Origin of the sequence: Paenibacillus sp. FSL P2-0121, assembly GCF_037975345.1 — a bacterium.
Lineage (GTDB): Bacteria > Bacillota > Bacilli > Paenibacillales > Paenibacillaceae > Paenibacillus_AQ > Paenibacillus_AQ odorifer.
In genome coordinates, this window is sequence record NZ_CP150245.1 from 2089410 (window position 1) to 2105800 (window position 16391).

Annotated in this window: 13 protein-coding genes; 5 read left to right on the plus strand and 8 right to left on the minus strand. The window is 44.4% G+C overall.

Features of this window, described 5'->3' with window-relative positions; genetic code table 11:
- Positions 1–547: 547 nt before the first annotated feature.
- Both MKY54_RS09110 and MKY54_RS09115 read right to left on the minus strand, forming a co-directional pair.
- A complete protein-coding gene (locus MKY54_RS09110; protein WP_339190259.1) occupies positions 548–1561 on the minus strand; it encodes a bifunctional glycosyltransferase family 2/GtrA family protein in 1014 nt (337 codons plus the stop codon).
- Positions 1558–2529 (minus strand): phosphodiester glycosidase family protein, encoded by a 972-nt coding sequence (locus MKY54_RS09115; protein ID WP_339190261.1) that lies wholly within the window; start codon positions 2527–2529, stop codon positions 1558–1560. The genes MKY54_RS09110 and MKY54_RS09115 overlap by 4 nt, the downstream gene beginning before the upstream one ends.
- A 158-nt stretch (positions 2530–2687) precedes the next feature.
- Between MKY54_RS09115 and MKY54_RS09120 the strand changes: the two genes are divergently transcribed.
- From MKY54_RS09120 to MKY54_RS09140, 5 genes are all read left to right on the plus strand, one after another.
- On the plus strand, positions 2688–3404 hold the full coding sequence (locus MKY54_RS09120; RefSeq protein WP_036684414.1) for a response regulator transcription factor: 717 nt from the start codon (positions 2688–2690) through the stop codon (positions 3402–3404).
- Positions 3404–4339 (plus strand): sensor histidine kinase, encoded by a 936-nt coding sequence (locus tag MKY54_RS09125; RefSeq protein ID WP_339190262.1) that lies wholly within the window; start codon positions 3404–3406, stop codon positions 4337–4339. The genes MKY54_RS09120 and MKY54_RS09125 overlap by 1 nt, the downstream gene beginning before the upstream one ends.
- A gap of 117 nt (positions 4340–4456) precedes the next feature.
- Entirely contained in the window at positions 4457–5377 is a 921-nt protein-coding gene (locus MKY54_RS09130) for an ABC transporter ATP-binding protein (protein ID WP_076126453.1), read from the plus strand.
- Positions 5361–6062, plus strand: coding sequence for an ABC transporter permease (locus MKY54_RS09135; RefSeq protein ID WP_339190264.1), 702 nt, complete (start codon positions 5361–5363; stop codon positions 6060–6062). The genes MKY54_RS09130 and MKY54_RS09135 overlap by 17 nt, the downstream gene beginning before the upstream one ends.
- Before the next feature lie 209 nt (positions 6063–6271).
- Positions 6272–7909, plus strand: coding sequence for an ATP-binding protein (locus MKY54_RS09140; RefSeq protein WP_076281056.1), 1638 nt, complete (start codon positions 6272–6274; stop codon positions 7907–7909).
- A gap of 64 nt (positions 7910–7973) precedes the next feature.
- Here the strand turns inward: MKY54_RS09140 and MKY54_RS09145 are convergent, their stop codons facing one another.
- From MKY54_RS09145 to MKY54_RS09170, 6 genes are all read right to left on the minus strand, one after another.
- Complete coding sequence (locus MKY54_RS09145) at positions 7974–8825, minus strand: DegV family protein (RefSeq protein WP_076126458.1); 852 nt, start codon at positions 8823–8825, stop codon at positions 7974–7976.
- Positions 8826–8983: 158 nt separating this feature from the next.
- Positions 8984–9847 carry an AraC family transcriptional regulator gene (locus MKY54_RS09150; protein ID WP_175618914.1) on the minus strand — a complete coding sequence of 288 codons (864 nt, stop codon included), beginning with the start codon at positions 9845–9847 and terminating at the stop codon, positions 8984–8986.
- Between the two features lie 145 nt (positions 9848–9992).
- The gene (locus MKY54_RS09155) at positions 9993–11675 is read right to left on the minus strand and encodes an alpha-glucosidase (protein WP_036684397.1); all 1683 of its coding nucleotides are present in this window, start codon (positions 11673–11675) and stop codon (positions 9993–9995) included.
- 88 nt (positions 11676–11763) lie between these two features.
- Complete coding sequence (locus MKY54_RS09160) at positions 11764–14082, minus strand: glycoside hydrolase family 65 protein (RefSeq protein ID WP_076184663.1); 2319 nt, start codon at positions 14080–14082, stop codon at positions 11764–11766.
- Between the two features lie 319 nt (positions 14083–14401).
- Positions 14402–15058, minus strand: a complete 657-nt coding sequence (pgmB, locus tag MKY54_RS09165; RefSeq protein WP_076279393.1) for a beta-phosphoglucomutase — start codon at positions 15056–15058, stop codon at positions 14402–14404.
- 222 nt (positions 15059–15280) lie between these two features.
- Positions 15281–16327 carry a LacI family DNA-binding transcriptional regulator gene (locus tag MKY54_RS09170; RefSeq protein ID WP_076195090.1) on the minus strand — a complete coding sequence of 349 codons (1047 nt, stop codon included), beginning with the start codon at positions 16325–16327 and terminating at the stop codon, positions 15281–15283.
- Between the last annotated feature and the right edge of the window lie 64 nt (positions 16328–16391).

The following is a 16391-nucleotide window of genomic DNA, read 5'->3' on the forward strand; positions in this document are numbered from 1 at the left end:
GGACTGTTCCATTTATATATATGGGGGAGAAGATGAGTGTATGACGTTCTGAATTTTTGAGCAAAGATAATGTGATTTTGCATACATTATTGGAAGGAAGCACTAGCTTTTTTGTATGCGAATTCTATCAACGGTATCCTTCTCGGTGAATTCGGACTCAGATGACGTTATTTGCAAATTTCCAGCCTTTTGAGCAGGGTTTCGGACCCCACAGACGCTATCCCACAAAACGAGGCTCATATGTGGTGTCTTTCTTACCAATAGCGGCTATGGGGTCCGTTAGCATACCAAAAGTGGAATAATACTGCGATTAGTGTCATCTGTGTCCGATAGGTGCCCAATAGGTGCCTAATAGATGCTCCATATGTGTTCGAGGAGCAGTTCCATAGGTGCCCGATAGAAGCTCCACAAGTATCCGATTAGTACTCCATAAGTGTTCGAAAAGTGCTCCACAAGTGTCCAATTAGTGCTTCACAAATTCCCAATTGCTCACCACACGAGCATAAGCAGTCGAGAGAACGTAACCTTCCCCATAGTTCCCAAACCCTCAGTACACAAACCTCCGTTGCGCCCAATAGCTGAATAGGAAGATTGAAGCCTCGGTCAGTAGCTTGGCGGCGACAAGCGGAATAATCAGCTTTTCATTATAGAAATAGAGTAGCCCATAGTTGAACAACAATACGAGGATCACCAGCGCAAAATATTTGGGAAGCGAAGCCTGAATCTTGGAGCGTTTGCCGCCTGTGAAGACGTATTTTCGGTTCATAGAATAGTTGAAGACAGAGCTGCACAATCTCGCGGCCGCGACGGACAGGAATAGGTTATGGCTGAGCCTCTGAAACAGGAATAAGAGTGTGAAGTCGAGCAGGGCTGACAGCAGCGAAGAAGTGCTGAATATCAGTATCGGCAGATAAATCCGGAAGGAGTCCATCAGAGGCCGGAAATGGGATGATTTATTATCGTCCAGATAGACGGTATCGATGTACTCTTCCGTAATGGTGTATCCCTCTTTATGGGCAGTCAGCAGCATGTTCATTTCATATTCAAACCGTTCGCCGGGAATCTGGCATAGCCAATCAAGCATTGATAGGGGGTAGCCGCGCAGCCCAGTTTGTGTATCATAAATCTTAGTACCTGTAGTTAAGGAAAAGACCGTCCGGGTTACAGAGTTGCCGAAGCGGCTGCGCAGAGGAATGGTTCCGGTGAACCGGCGGCTGCCGAGTACGATTCCCGGAGTAGTCTGGTTCCGCAGAGATTCAACGATCCGGTTAATATCATAAGGCAGATGTTGGCCGTCGCTATCCGCGCAGACTACATAATCCGGCAGACCGGCCTCCTGAATATACTGGAACCCTGTCTTCAGAGCACGTCCTTTTCCGAGGTTGACTTCATGGGTTAGGACAGTGCAGCCGAATGCTTCGGCCATATCGAAGATTCCACGGTAGTGCGGGCCGCTGCCGTCATCCACAAGAACAATAGGTTCAAGCTGGAAATTATGCAGCTGTAAAATCAAATCGAGCAGTCGTTCATCGGGCTCATAGGCTGGGATCAGTATAGTCATGATGTTGCATCCTCCTTGATATAAAGAATGTCGCTGACGCCCCGCTCCTTGTTTTTGCCCTGCGGATTATTTACGACCCGTCCCATGAAGTACATAGTGGATGAACCACCGCCGTCCAGATTGTAGGCTTCTGTGGCGCCAAGGTCGGACATTACATCAGCTAGCTCAGTAAGGGTCATCCCACGGCTGTACCCTTCATTGCGCCCGTCAACTACGACAAACACATAATGGTTTGGTGCGATCATACCAACTGCGGTGCGGGGATTCGCGTTCTGGATGGAATGGTTGCCGAAGTTGGTATCGATTTTGACATTGCTGAAATCACTGGCAATCTCCCCGTCCTGAATCAGAATCGGACCAAAGGAAAGGGTATCGGTGGCCCCTTGCGCCAGCAGTTCAGAGGAAGAAATCTCTTCCTCGTTATAGGTTTGCATTGTCCCATCATCGAACAGCGCCATTGCATCCCGCACAGGATCATCACGATACACCGTGCCGTTACGGATTATCACTCCGTCATTGCGGAAGCCATAGTAATCACCATTGATGGCAAAAATCGCATGGTTCGCGGAAGCAATGTCCGAGGTATCCTCAGTGATGTTTGTTCCAAAGCTGTTGTCGGCAAAAGCAGTGCGCAGACTGCTCGCTTCCTTGAGGACGATATCAGCGACAAAATAAGTGATCTGGTCTGAACCGGAACCGGTCTGCACTTTGTCGATCTGGATCTGAATATCATCGCTGGAGTAATTCCAGTCGTCAGAGGTTGCGTTAACTTCGGCAGTTGTAACGGCTGTAGCTCCTGAGCTGCTAGTTGTAGCTGCATCATCCGCAACTACGACTTCGACATGTTCGATTAAGTAACGATCTGCCAGACTATATATCACTGTGCCGAGAAGCAGGAGGACAATGATCATCACGATCAGCAGCTTTCGTTTGAAGCTCCAGGCTTGCTTACTTCTCTTGTTCAACATTGAAGCATCACCTCATTTTGTAAGTTGTTAAGGCCATAATACCTGGGCTACCTTTAATGAAACTGAAATAAAAGCTGAAATAAAAACCGAAATAGTAAGAGCTCCGGGAAATTGGTATAATTTAACGAAGAGGTTTTCGACTACGGGGAGGTTTGGACATGCCACAGCGTGTGCTGCTGATTGAGGACGACGAAGCAATCAGTGAAATGGTCAGGTCTTATTTGGTAAAAGAAGGTTATGAGATTGAAGCTGTATTTGACGGTGAAGTAGCGGAGAGAACATTTCGGACCGGTGGTCCATTTGATCTTGTACTGTTAGACCTTATGCTGCCGAAGCGTAGCGGGACTGACATTCTTCAGACTATTCGTGCGGGGAGTCTGGTTCCAGTGTTGATCATGTCCGCCAAAGACAGTGATGTAGATAAAGCGCTTGGGTTAGGCTTTGGGGCGGATGATTATATTACGAAGCCCTTTTCTATGATTGAGCTAGCGGCTAGGGTGAAGGCAGCGATCCGTCGTGCAGGTTATGCATCTCCCAGTATCCAAGTGGAAGATCAAGCTCCGGTGAAGCAAATGATCTCCATTGGCCGATTGACTGTAGATTTAGATAACTTCTCTGCGTTGAAGAACGGGGAAGAAGTAAAGCTAACGTCGAAGGAATTTCATATTCTTAAGCTGTTTGTGACGCATCCGGGCCGAGTATTTACCAAAGCGCAGATTTATGCGAGCGTATGGGAGGATGATTATTTCGGGGATGAGAACGTCATTAATGTACATATGAGAAGATTGCGTGAAAAAATAGAAGACGATCCCTCCCATCCCGAATACATTAAGACGTTATGGGGCATCGGGTATAAGCTGGGAGAACAGCTATAATGATTGCGGTGCTAGGTGTTGTCATTGTGCTCTTACTCGCCGTCATTGTGTGGCAATATCAGAATTCGTGTAAAGCTTCTAATGATTTGCGATATATGCATGACAAGTTAAGCAGCATTATGGAGGAAGGCTCACATGAAAGATTGCTGCTGTTCAGCGGTAATTTGGAGCTGCAGAGCGTGCTGATTGACCTGAACCGGCTGCTGGATATCAATCATAAAGGAAGCATTGAGCGCGTAAGGCTGGAGAAATCCATGCGTAATATGCTGTCTAATATTTCTCATGATCTTAAGACTCCGCTAACGGTTGTGCTTGGTTATATTGAGACCATTCAACAGGATGAGCATTTGCCGGCCGGGGAACGGGAACGGATGATGAAGATGATTCATCAAAAAGCCCATGAAGTGATCCAGCTGATGAACAAGTTTTTTGATTTGTCCAAGCTGGAATCTGGGGATCGGGAAATTGCGCTTTCACGAGTTGAGGCAGGTGAAGTATGCAGACGCAACATCCTTTCTTTCTATGATATCCTCAGCGCTAAGGGCAGTGAGGTAGAGATTGAGATTCCGGATGAGGCTGTTTACTTCATGGGAAATGAAGAGGCTCTTGATCGAATATTGTCCAATCTGTTGTCGAACGCAATTTCTTATGGCGACGCTGGGAGCGTATTAGGATTAAAGCTCTATAGTGATGAGAACAAAGTATACATAGAGGTGTGGGACCGGGGAAAAGGCATCAGTGAAGTACACCAGGATAAAGTATTTGAGCGTCTGTATACGCTGGAAGACTCAAGAAATCGGGCTTATCAAGGCAGCGGTCTAGGTCTGACGATCACCAAAAGATTAACGGAGCAAATGAATGGAACGATTACATTGGTTAGTCAGCCGTATGTGAGAACGGTGTTTACCCTTACTTTTCGCAGATTACGCTTCTAAGGAATAGAATTGTGCGCAGCTTAAGATTTTCGTAAGAAACGAGTAATAAAAAAGAAAATTCTGCTGTGTACAATAAGAACTAAGGAAGACGAGACGAAAACAAAGGGGAGCGCGGAATTGACTACAATACTTCGGACAAGAAATTTAACGAAAACCTATCAAGGTAAAGAAGTCGTCAGCAATGTGAATATGAATATTAAGCAAGGTGAAATTTACGGGTTTCTTGGACCCAATGGTGCTGGCAAAACTACCGTGATGAAAATGGTCACGAACCTCGTTAAACCTACGAGTGGAGAAATTGAATTTTTTAATGAAAAAATGACTGAGCATTCTTACGAAATGCTGAAGCGGATGGGCTGCATCATTGAATATCCAGTGTTTTATGATAAATTGACAGCCAAAGAAAATCTGATTTTGCACGGGGAGTACATGGGCTATTATGATCCGCAAGCGATTGGTGAAGCGCTGGAGCTGGTAAAGCTCACAGGTGTCGATAAAAAGCCGGTGAAGCAATTTTCACTTGGGATGAAGCAACGTCTGGGTATTGCCAGAGCCTTCATGACGAAACCTGAGCTGCTCATTTTGGATGAGCCGATTAATGGGCTAGATCCTGTGGGAATCAAGGAGATGCGTGAAGTGTTCCGGATGCTTAGCCGTGAATATGGAATGACGTTACTTGTATCTAGTCATATTCTGGGGGAAATAGAGCAGATTGCTGATACGATCGGTGTGATCCGGCAGGGTGCTCTGGTAGAAGAAGTGGCGATGGATTCCATTCGTGGCCAAAATACTGAATATATCGAAGTGGTTACGAATGAGATTAATAAAGCAGTGTATGTGTTGGAGCATAAGCTTGGGCTTAATAATTTCAAAGTGCTGGACCATATTACAGTTAGAATATATGACGGTGGAATCTCACAACGTGATCTGAATAAGGCGTTAGTGCTAGCAGATGTGGAAATTGAAAGTATCAGCAAAAAACAACATACGCTGGAAGATCATTTTCTGCAATTGATTGGGGGTGAAGGCATTGCTTAAATTAATATCTTTGGAGATTCGGAAGAATAAGCTAAAAACGCTTCTTACAGGTGCAGTAATCGTCAATCTTGCGATTCTTGCGTTTATGATTATGGTTTTATTCGTTGATCAAAATGAGAGCGAACCGTCATTTGCTTCTTATGCAGAGTTGTTTGAGGGCGTGTTCGTTTTTGTAAAGGCTGCTTATATTATTTTCGCTTCGGTTATTATTAGCAAGCTGGTGATTGATGAGTATAAGAACAACACCATTACTCTTCTCTTCATGTATCCTATCTCACGTAAAAAGCTGATGACTGCGAAAATATTGATAGTGTTCGCCTTCACATTTGTTGCCATAATCGTGGCAGACATTGTAGTCGGCGCTATCCTAATAGGATTCAATTCCTTTGCAGGGCTTATTCCGGGTGAACTGACCCTTCATATAATCACTTCAGAGCTGATTAAGTTAGGCGCAAACGCTTTTTACGCAGCGGGTATTGCTCTAATCCCATTGTACTTTGGAATGAAGAAAAAATCGGTCCCTGCCACCATCGTCTCAGCTGTGTTAGTTACCTCCTTAATTTCTGGGGGATTTGATCAAGCTCGCTTAGGTAATTTAGCGGCGGTGTCGATCTCACTTGGATTGCTAGGAGCAGGTATTGCCTATATGGCTATTCGCAACATTGAACATAAAGATATAGCCTAATAGATTCGGAATTCACCCCCTTTTATAACCCTTTTGTAACGATGAAAAAGCATCGTGATTGGGGTTATAAAGGGGGGATTTGACGTTTATCTACGACTGATTTCCGTAATTTTGATATAATAGATATGAAATATATTTTAAATTTTAGATGAACATTGCTCGTTTAGGGGTAATGATAATGGATGAGAGAGCCTGAGGGGATGTGAACTGTGGATAAAGACTGGACGTCCATTCTGAGACGGTTGCTTTCGGAAGAGAGCGCTTATAAATCGTTATATGACCAACATCCTGATTTGATATTCGTTCTGGATAGACAAGGTCGCTGCGTAGGAACCAACCGAACTTTTCATCTAGGCTTGAGCGCAGAAGCGAAGTTGCAAAATACAAGTCCGATATCAGCAAAGAGAAAAAATCTTGGCAATATTGCTAGTTTTGAGGCTGCTCTGCAGGGGAACTCCTCAAGCTTTGAGCTACAAGATTTAGAGAATCCCAAAAAAGGCTCGGATTGCGTAGGCGTTAAACTTTTACCCATCAGAACGGAAGAAGGGATCGCCGGGGTATTCGCAATTACCCAAGTGGCTAACGGAAGCGCTCTTTTACATGCGGAATTGTTACAAGACTGGCTAGATGAATTAGCGGACACCTTAGATACTGAATTACCTATCACGGGCGAAGTGGAGATAAGCTCCAAAGATAGCTCAATAGTAGCTGTGAAGGATCAACAATCGAGCCTCATTCTGAATTCCGTCTCCGCGGGAATCTTTGTGCTGGATACAACGGGGCGTGCTCTATTTATTAACCGTGAGGCAGCGGATATGTTAGGCTACCAACCAACAGAATTGATGGGTCTGAAGCTTATGGATTATATCCATCATATCCAAGGTGATGGTTCACGTTATTCGACACCTGATTGCCAGATTAGTCTTACGATAGAGGATGGAATCATCCGCAAGAAAGATGATGAGATCTTCTGGCGTAAGGATGGCACCAGTTTTTTTGTTAATTATCGGGTAGCACCTCTTATTGATGAAGGGCTGATCGCAGGTGCGGTTATTGCCTTCAGTGATATTACGAATGAGCGAGAAATCATTCGTGCGAAAGAATCAGCAGAGCAGGCAGCGCAAGCCAAATCTGATTTCTTAATGATGATGAGCCATGAAATTCGGACGCCGATGAACGGGATGATCGGAATGGCTGATCTATTGTTGGATACTGAACTTGGAGAAGAGCAGCGAGGTTATGCTGAGATTTTACGCAGCAGTAGTTATACGTTATTACAGATCTTGAATGACATTCTTGATTTCAGCAAAATGGAAGCAGGTAAAATGTCACTGCAATCCGAGAAGTTTGATCTCCGCGAGATGATCTCAGACGTCATTGATTTATTTGCACCGAAAGCGGAAGAGAAGAAGCTGGCATTACGTTGGTGGATGGATACTAGCGTTCCAACCATAATCATTGCTGATCCGATCCGCTTGCGGCAGATTGTCGTGAATCTGGTAGGCAATGCGCTGAAATTCACGGAACGTGGGAGCGTGACCCTATCGGTGAAGAACATTCCACTATCTGATGAACAAGAATTTTTGTTGGAATTTTCAGTGCGGGATACAGGTGTAGGAATTGCCGGTAACAAACTCAATCTATTGTTTCAATCTTTCTCACAGCTGCATCCGTCCATAAACCGTAAATATGGAGGCACAGGCTTGGGACTGGCGATTTGCAAGCAGCTTGTGGAGCTGATGGGTGGGACGATCTTTGTAGAAAGTGAAGAGAATCACGGTTCTACGTTTCGTTTTATGTTGCCTTGCAGAGCAGAAGATATAGAGCTGGAAGTAACTTCAAACTAGGGGGGTTACACACAAATCTCCGGTCCATTTGCTTAAGAAGCAATGGCCGGAGATTTGTGTGTTATTAGTCCTGAAGCATATACATGAGACCTACAGTATGCGGCCCACAATGGCTGCCAATTACACAACCCGCATGGAGGATTGCTATTTCATTAACTTGAGTTTTCTCTCGTAGTGCTGCCTCCAGATAGAGCGCATCTTCTTCCGCCAAGGTATGGACCACGATGAGCAACTCATTATCCATTCGATCGACATGAACCAAAGCGTTCTGGAGCATTTGTTCCACAGCTTTTTCTTTTTTGCCACGGATTTTGCTGGTAGGTATGATGCTTCCATCTACCAGTCTAAGAACAGGACGGATTTTGAGCAGACTACCGATGAAGTTCTGCATGCCTGAACAGCGTCCACCCATATATAAGTAATCTAGCGTATCCACAACGAATTCAGTTTCCACAAGGCTGCGGCTGTGCTCCAGCATGGCTGCAATCTCTACGGCAGAGTGGCCCTTTTCAGCAGCTCTGACAGCCTTCATAACAAGGAGGGCAATGCCTCCGCACAAGGTTTGTGAATCTATAACCTGTACGCGTCCCTCAGGAAATTCCCCGGCAGCCAAAAGTGCATTCTGATATGTAGAGGATAGTGAGGAGGAGAGACTGATATATACAATATCTTGTCCGCTGCTAATCACGGGTTGAAATGCAGCAATGAAATCTGCTGGCGAAGGTGCTGCCGTTTTCGGCAATACTCCACTAGCGGCTACACGGCGATACACTTCCTCGGGTGTAATATCTTCACCATCTTTGTAGGTACCTTCTTCAAATACAACATAAAGAGGAACGATGCCGATGTCATAAGTATCCTTCCAGTTTTGAGGTAAATCGGAAGTGCTGTCTGAAAATATTTTTACAGTAGACATGAAATTCTCCTTCACCGATAATTCGGATGACAATAATCAATAATCATTATAGAACTACATAATCTATTTATTATACCAAGACTATGCCAATTCTCAAAATGAAATAGTAGGCAATCACAAGAAAAAAGACTATCGGGATTTCGATAGTCTTTTTAGTTCTATTCTTTTTTCGTAACAGGGATCCATATCTCACAACGATAGTCCTCTGCGTCTGGTCTCCCTGGAAGATATAGCTCAAACTCAGGTCCGCCTGTGTGCTCGTAGCCTGTGGAAGGGAACCACTCCTGGAAAATGCGTGCCCATACCTGCTGGATCGCATCAGGCATTGGCCCTACTGAGGTGAACACAGCCCAACTTGCAGCTGGGATTGTTGTAGAAGCAAAGCCCTGTGCATCAGTCTCTGGAGTAGCTTCGACAGCGATCCAATAGGAGAAGGTTTCTTTATCATGGTTCATGTCAGAGCAGATGCCTAATAAATCCTTATCTTCACCGAGCTCAATCAGCTTATCTGACGTACCATTTTCATTAGCTTCTATCCACAACTGAGGGATGCGGCGCAGATTCTCCCCATCCTTCGTTGTCATTTCCTCTACTAGTCCGATAACATTAAAAGCGTCTCTTTTCTCAATTCTGTAGTCCATTTCTTTATCTCCCTTCAGTGATAGATGGAAGGAGAGTCTAGGGAAAGCCTTGAGCTGTACCCCTGACTCCCGCGCAGCAGAAGGAGTAATTCCATGTGCCTTGCGGAATGCTTTGGCAAACGACTCGGGCGAGTCATATCCGTATTTCAGTGCAACATCCAGCACTTTAACTTTAGAAATAGCAAGCTCCTGTGCAGCCAGAGTTAATCTGCGCTTACGGATATAGTCTTTAATAGATACTCCGGTAAGCATATTGAACATGCGCTGGAAATGAAAGGGGGAGGAGTAAGCAACCTTGGCGATTTCTTCAATGGTCACAGATTCCTCCATCTTGCTCTCCATATAATCTAAAGCTTCTTTCATGCGGATAAGCCATTCCAAGTCCGTCATCTCCCTTTAAGTTCATACTATCAGGCTGCATTTGCAAAATCCTGTTATTCCGTGCTCTCTAATGACAGGTAGCAGGCAGAAGGATAATCTCATAAAAAATCATCCTAAATAGTATAACTCAGGAAGATAGACAAAGTTAGTCTTTCAATCGATACACTCTTGCTTCATAAGGTCGTAATAATTCCCGTGTGGGTGCATCATCAGGGTAATTTCCAATAATAAGTTCCGTAGCCTTACTTAGCTCTGCGGAAAGATCAACAGTCTGTGGAACCTCATTGAAATTGAGCAGCACCAGCCACTTCTCGTCATCCAGAGTACGCGTATAGGCATAAATATCCTCATGCTCTGGCAAAAGTAGCTTGTATTCGCCATAAGCCATGATCGGATTTTTTTTGCGCAAAGCAAGCAGCCTTTGGTAATAATAGAAGATGGAATCCGAATCCGCCAGGGCCTGCTCCACGTTAATTTCCTTGTAGTTCGGATTAACTTTGAGCCACGGCTCCCCTTCAGTAAAGCCGGCATTCGCAGAATCATCCCATTGCATCGGAGTGCGCGCATTATCACGGCCTTTGATATGAATAGCGTTTAGCACGCTGTTAGGATCAGCGCCGCCTTCGGTAACCTTTTCGCGATACATATTGAGGATTTCAATGTCTTTATAATGTTCAATGGCTGTGAACTTTACATTAGTCATCCCGATTTCTTCGCCTTGATAAATATAGGGCGTTCCTTTCAGCGTGTGCAGTAAGGTAGCGAGCATTTTGGCAGAGATCACACGATACTTACCGTCATCCCCGAATCTTGAGACCATACGTGGCTGGTCATGATTGTTAAGATAAAGACTATTCCAACCCTTATCCGCCAGACCCACTTGCCATTTATGAAGAATATCGCGCAGCTTCGACAACGTCCACGGGGCTACGTCCCATTTGCCGTCAGGACCCGAGTCCACATCCATATGCTCGAACTGGAATACCATTTGCAGCTCTTTGCGTTCCTCGTCCGTGTAAAGGATGGCATCTTCAACTGTAGCACCAGGAGTTTCGCCGACAGTCATAATGTTATAGTTGGATAACACTTTGTCATTCATTTCATGTAAAAACTCATGAACACGTGGTCCATTCATATAATATTCGCCACCCCAAGCAAGTTCCCCGGGAGCAAGGCCGTCTCTATGAGAGGAAGGGAGACCTTCCACTTTGGAAATCATATTGATTACATCCATTCGTAGACCATCCACACCCTTGTCGAGCCAGAAGGTGATCATCTTGTATAACTCCTCACGCAGCTGCGGATTCTCCCAGTTGAGATCCGGTTGCTTGCGCGAAAACAGATGCAGATAGTATTCACCAGTGGTTTCATCCAGTTCCCAAGCCGGGCCGCTGAATACAGAACTCCAATTGTTGGGGCGCTCACCATCTGGTCCACCCGGACGCCAAATGTAGTAATCGCGATATGGATTATCTTTTGAAGAACGGGATTCTACGAACCAAGGATGCTCATCTGAGGAATGATTGATTACAAGGTCCATCATTAGTTTTATGCCACGGGCGTGCAATCCAGTCAGTAATTCTTCCCAATCCTGCAATGTGCCGAACTCATCCATAATATCTTGATAATCGCTGATGTCATAACCGTTATCGTCATTTGGTGATTTATATACAGGTGACAGCCAAACTACGTCGACACCTAGCTTTTGCAAATAATCCAGACGTGAAATGATTCCTTGCAGATCTCCAATCCCGTCACCATTGCTATCTTGAAAGCTGCGGGGATAGATTTGGTAGACAACGGCTTCTTTCCAAAAGGTTCTGTTCATTCAAAATCACTCCTTATATAAGTTATCTTCCTAAAAAATAAAGAGACCCCAAAAGCATTAAGCTTCAAGGGTCTCTTGGGTGTAAGTTTTATACTGTGACGGAATTGCTATCAGCAGTGATGCTGCTTAGTCCGTTTACGGTATATTCTTTGTCGTAGATAGTAATAGAAGCAGGGATATCAGTTTCATTCGTAACAGTAACTTGTGCATCCGTAACGCTTACTTTCAGACGGGAGCCGCGGAACATGATTTTAAAAGAGTAAGCGGTCCAGTGACCTGGGTTAGATGGGCTCAGTGTCAGTCTGCCGTCATGCACGCGGAGTCCGCCGAAACCATGTACGATTGACATCCAAGTACCAGCCATGCTAGTGCTGTGCAAGCCGTCTTCTGTATCATTGTTATAGTTATCAAGATCCAGTCTTGAAGTACGCAAGTACATTTCATAGGCCTTATCCTTATATCCCAGCTCACTGGCTAGAATGGAGTGGATACAAGGGGAAAGGGAGGACTCATGAACAGTGATCGGTTCATAAAAGTCGAAGTTACGTTTTTTGGTATCGAGATCGTAACGGTCACCCAGGAAATATAATCCCTGCAGAACGTCTGCTTGTTTAATGAAGCAAGAACGCAGGATACGGTCCCATGACCATTTTTGGTTGAGTGGCAGATGCTCACGTTCCAGATCTTTGACTTGAATGATCTCTTTGTCCAGGAAGCCATCTTGTTGTAAGAAGATACCCAGCTCTTCATCCGCAGGATAATACATCTTAGCAATGATGTCTTTCCATTTTGTAGTTTCGCTCTCTTGCAGCCCTAGTTTGTCAACTAGCTCAGCATAACGAGTAGGCTCATTTTCTTGCAAGTATGCCAGTGCTTCCATGGTATATTCCATAGTCCACGAAGCCATACGGTTCGTATACCAGTTATTATTAACGTTATTCTCATATTCATTCGGGCCCGTTACGCCGAGCATTACGTATTTGTCTTTGCGTGATGCATAGTGAACACGTTCTTCCCAGAAGCGGGAGATTTCCACGAGAACCTCAAGGCCATATTGTCCCAGATAGGCTTTGTCTCCGGTGTAGTTTACATAGTTGTAAATAGCGTAGGCAATGGCACCATTCCGGTGAATTTCTTCAAATGTAATTTCCCACTCGTTGTGGCATTCTTCACCGTTCATCGTAACCATTGGGTATAGCGCACCTTTTTTGAATCCAAGCTTACGGGCATTTTCTTTAGCTTTCTCTAAGTGCTTGTAACGGTAGATCAACAAATTGCGGGCAATGGAGGAGTCCGCCGTACTGAGATAGAAGGGAACGCAATACGCCTCTGTATCCCAGTAAGTGCTGCCGCCGTATTTTTCACCGGTAAAGCCTTTCGGGCCAATGTTCAGGCGGTCATCTTCACCATTATAGGTTTGATTGAGTTGGAAAATATTAAAGCGAATCGCTTGCTGAGCCGAAACGTCACCTTCAATGATGATGTCGCTTTCTTTCCATTTTTCTCTCCAAGCTTCAATTTGTTCGGTCAAAAGAGTTACAAATCCGGCTTCCTTAGCAGCTTGCAGAGCAGTTTGGGCGGCGTCGACCAATTGTCCCAGACCGTGATTCCGAGAAGTAACATTGGCTACATATTTATAAATGACGATTTGATTGCCTGCTTGTGCGGTTACGTCCAGTTTGCTGGCTACATATTTCTCTTGTTCGATGACTTCGGCTTCGGCAGTTACCTTCTCACCATTGACAAGGATATCAAAAGCCATAGCAGAGGTGACATGGAAGTCGAGTTTCTTAGTCTTAAGAGTGAGATGTCCATGATCAGGTCCCGCTTGTTTCTCAACTTCATTCCAGAATTTCTCGTCATAGTTGGAATCCTTGTTCTTCACATCACCATCAAGATAAGGAGTAATCGTAATCTTGCCTGAGAAATTAACAGGAATGATGGAATAGCGAATCGCGCCGATTTCTTGACGAGTCATGCTTACGAACCGGATACTTTCTACTTTAACTTCCTTACCATCTTCGAGAGTGGCAGTGAAGCTACGGGAGAGCGTTCCTTCTTTCATATTAAGTACACGGCGGAATTCGGAAACGGTGCACTTTGCCAGATCAAGGGGGGTACCCTCGATATCAATGTTAATACCGATCCAGTTCGTGCTGTTAAGTACTTTGGCAAAATATTCAGGATAGCCGTTTTTCCACCAGCCGACACGTGTTTTGTCAGGGTAGTAGACGCCCGCCATGTAGCTGCCTTGCAGGCTGTTGCCGCTATATTGCTCTTCGAAATTAGCCCGGCCACCCATAAATCCGTTACCAAGACTAAATACGCTTTCAGAAATTTCTTGCGTCTGTGGATCAAAGGATTCCTCAATAATGGACCATTCATCAATTGTTAAATATTGTTTCACGATAACCGCTCCTTTAAATATGTTAGGGGGATATATAAAATGAACAAATCTTTTGTTAAACTTCCGGTGATATAAAAGTGACTGCGATGAATCTTTGGACTTTCCATCGCTGTTATAATCAGATTTCTATATTTAAACCACATTTTGCGGATGAAATCTGATTATAAAGGCGAACGCTATGCTTCTACAGTTCCAAAATTCCTCTCCGTCACTTCATCACCAGAAAGTTAACGATTAATTATTAGTTCATTTAATCTCTGGTAGGAATGTCCATAACAACTCAAATCAGTACTATTTGAGTTCATTATGTTCACTATATTTATGCAAAAGATTCTTTGAGCATGGACACACTCATATGAGCGAGCGATGGAACCACAATATTGGCTGCACTGAGGGTTTCCGGCGAACCAATGCCAACACTGAACATACCGGCCCGGGTAGCGGCCTCAATTCCCGCTTCTGCATCTTCGAAGACTACACAATGTTCAGGTGCGGCATCCAGTGCTTTGGCTCCTAACAGGAACACTTCCGGATCTGGTTTAGCAGCACTAGTATGAGTTCCATCGATGATTGCATCAAAGTAAGGGGTTAATCCGGTATTATTCAAGATCGTCATAGCGTTTTTACTGGCAGAACCGAGAGCGACTTTGATGCCATTCGTACGGCACTCTTTTAGGAAATCAAGCGCACCTGGCAGAATCTCAGAACTGTCCATTTTCGCAATATATTCGACATAACGATTATTTTTCTGTTCCGCAAGCTTAGCTTTCTCTTCTTCAGCAATCGTTAGTCCACCGATTTCCAGCAAAATATTTAGTGAAGCCGTTCTGCTGACTCCCTTAAGGCGTTCGTTATCTTGTTCTGTGAAAAGAAACCCCAGTCCATCTGCAAGCTCTTTCCAAGCGATATAATGGTATTTGGCTGTATCGACGATTACTCCGTCCAAGTCGAACAAGCAGGCTTTAATTTCCGACATTGTAGTACCTCCTAAAAGTTTTGACAGCGTCGTGATCCAGCGGATGCCGTATTAGAATCTTATTAAACCGTTTAAACTTTGATTAAGATGTGTAAGTTTATCCTAACCTAAGATCCTAGAAATCACCCATAAAGAACTGGATCATTAAGTATTGTATGATTTAGCGCAAACGTTTGTACAGATTTTCAAAAAATAAATGAAGCGATTAAACGCTTCACTTATTCATTCGGTTTTATGCTTTGCCTGAGAGTGCATGGATGACTCTCTCACGATCAGACGATGGGGAATGACAAATCGGTTGGTATGACCTGAACCGTTATCCGGACTCTTGATATTTTGGATAAGTACTTGTGATGCGGTGTAGCCAAGATGATAAATTCCTATATCAATACTGCTGATCGGAGGACTAGATAATTCAGATAATGGAATATTGTTAAAGCTTACAATGGCGAGATCGTCTGGAACCTTGTATTTCAGTTCATTCAACCCGCGCAAAATTCCGAACGATACCATGTCATCCACCGCTACCAGCGCAGTGGGTCGATTCGGCAAATTCATGAAAAAGGACATCGCTCTATAGCCGCTATCCTGTAGAAATTCACCCTCTACAATCCATTCATCCCGCATTTCTAAACCGCTATTCTGCAATGCTTTACGATATCCGGCGAGACGGTCACGAGAAACGATTAGATTAGGTGGTCCACTTACGAAGCCAATACGTTTATGCCCCATGGAAATGAGGTGGTTCGTAGCATCGTATGCTGCCATCACATTATCATTATCGACTGATAAAATATTCTCATATTTATCACTCCGGCCAACAAGCACGAATGGATAATCGTTGCTCTCTAGAAAATCAATAACGGCATCATCCGTACGAGAGTAAAGCAGAATAACGCCGTCAACACGGCGACCCTTCAGAAGTCGTGAAACGGCTTCCAGTTCTTCTTTCTCGTTCGCTCCGGAGCTTATCAGCACATCATAACCGGAACGGCTGGCTTGTGTAACGATCCCGCGAATTAATTCCATAAAAAATAGATTAGAGAACAGCTCTTCAGCAGGTTTAGGAAGACTGAAGCAGATGCTGTTAGTAGTTTTCGACACCAAGCTCTTAGCCATCATGTTAGGGGTATAGCCCATATCCTCCATAATAGCTTTAACTTTGCGGGAAGTTTCCAGGCTGATTCTGGGATGGTTGGACAATACCCGGGATACCGTGGAGGGAGATACTCCCGCTTTCTTGGCCACATCCTTAATGGTAACTGTCATTGAAACCTCCTTATGGAACCGTTTGCTTTACACAGTAATATTAATCTAAGAGTTCTAAATTGTA

What these genes read in the sequence shown, in the direction of transcription:
- MKY54_RS09170 (WP_076195090.1), bottom strand. Translation starts at nt 16,327, where the DNA reads ATGACAGTTACCATTAAGGATGTGGCCAAGAAAGCGGGAGTATCTCCC.
- MKY54_RS09155 (WP_036684397.1), bottom strand. Translation starts at nt 11,675, where the DNA reads ATGAACAGAACCTTTTGGAAAGAAGCCGTTGTCTACCAAATCTATCCC.
- MKY54_RS09120 (WP_036684414.1), top strand. Translation starts at nt 2,688, where the DNA reads ATGCCACAGCGTGTGCTGCTGATTGAGGACGACGAAGCAATCAGTGAA.
- MKY54_RS09115 (WP_339190261.1), bottom strand. Translation starts at nt 2,529, where the DNA reads ATGTTGAACAAGAGAAGTAAGCAAGCCTGGAGCTTCAAACGAAAGCTG.
- pgmB (WP_076279393.1), bottom strand. Translation starts at nt 15,058, where the DNA reads ATGTCGGAAATTAAAGCCTGCTTGTTCGACTTGGACGGAGTAATCGTC.
- MKY54_RS09125 (WP_339190262.1), top strand. Translation starts at nt 3,404, where the DNA reads ATGATTGCGGTGCTAGGTGTTGTCATTGTGCTCTTACTCGCCGTCATT.
- MKY54_RS09110 (WP_339190259.1), bottom strand. Translation starts at nt 1,561, where the DNA reads ATGACTATACTGATCCCAGCCTATGAGCCCGATGAACGACTGCTCGAT.
- MKY54_RS09145 (WP_076126458.1), bottom strand. Translation starts at nt 8,825, where the DNA reads ATGTCTACTGTAAAAATATTTTCAGACAGCACTTCCGATTTACCTCAA.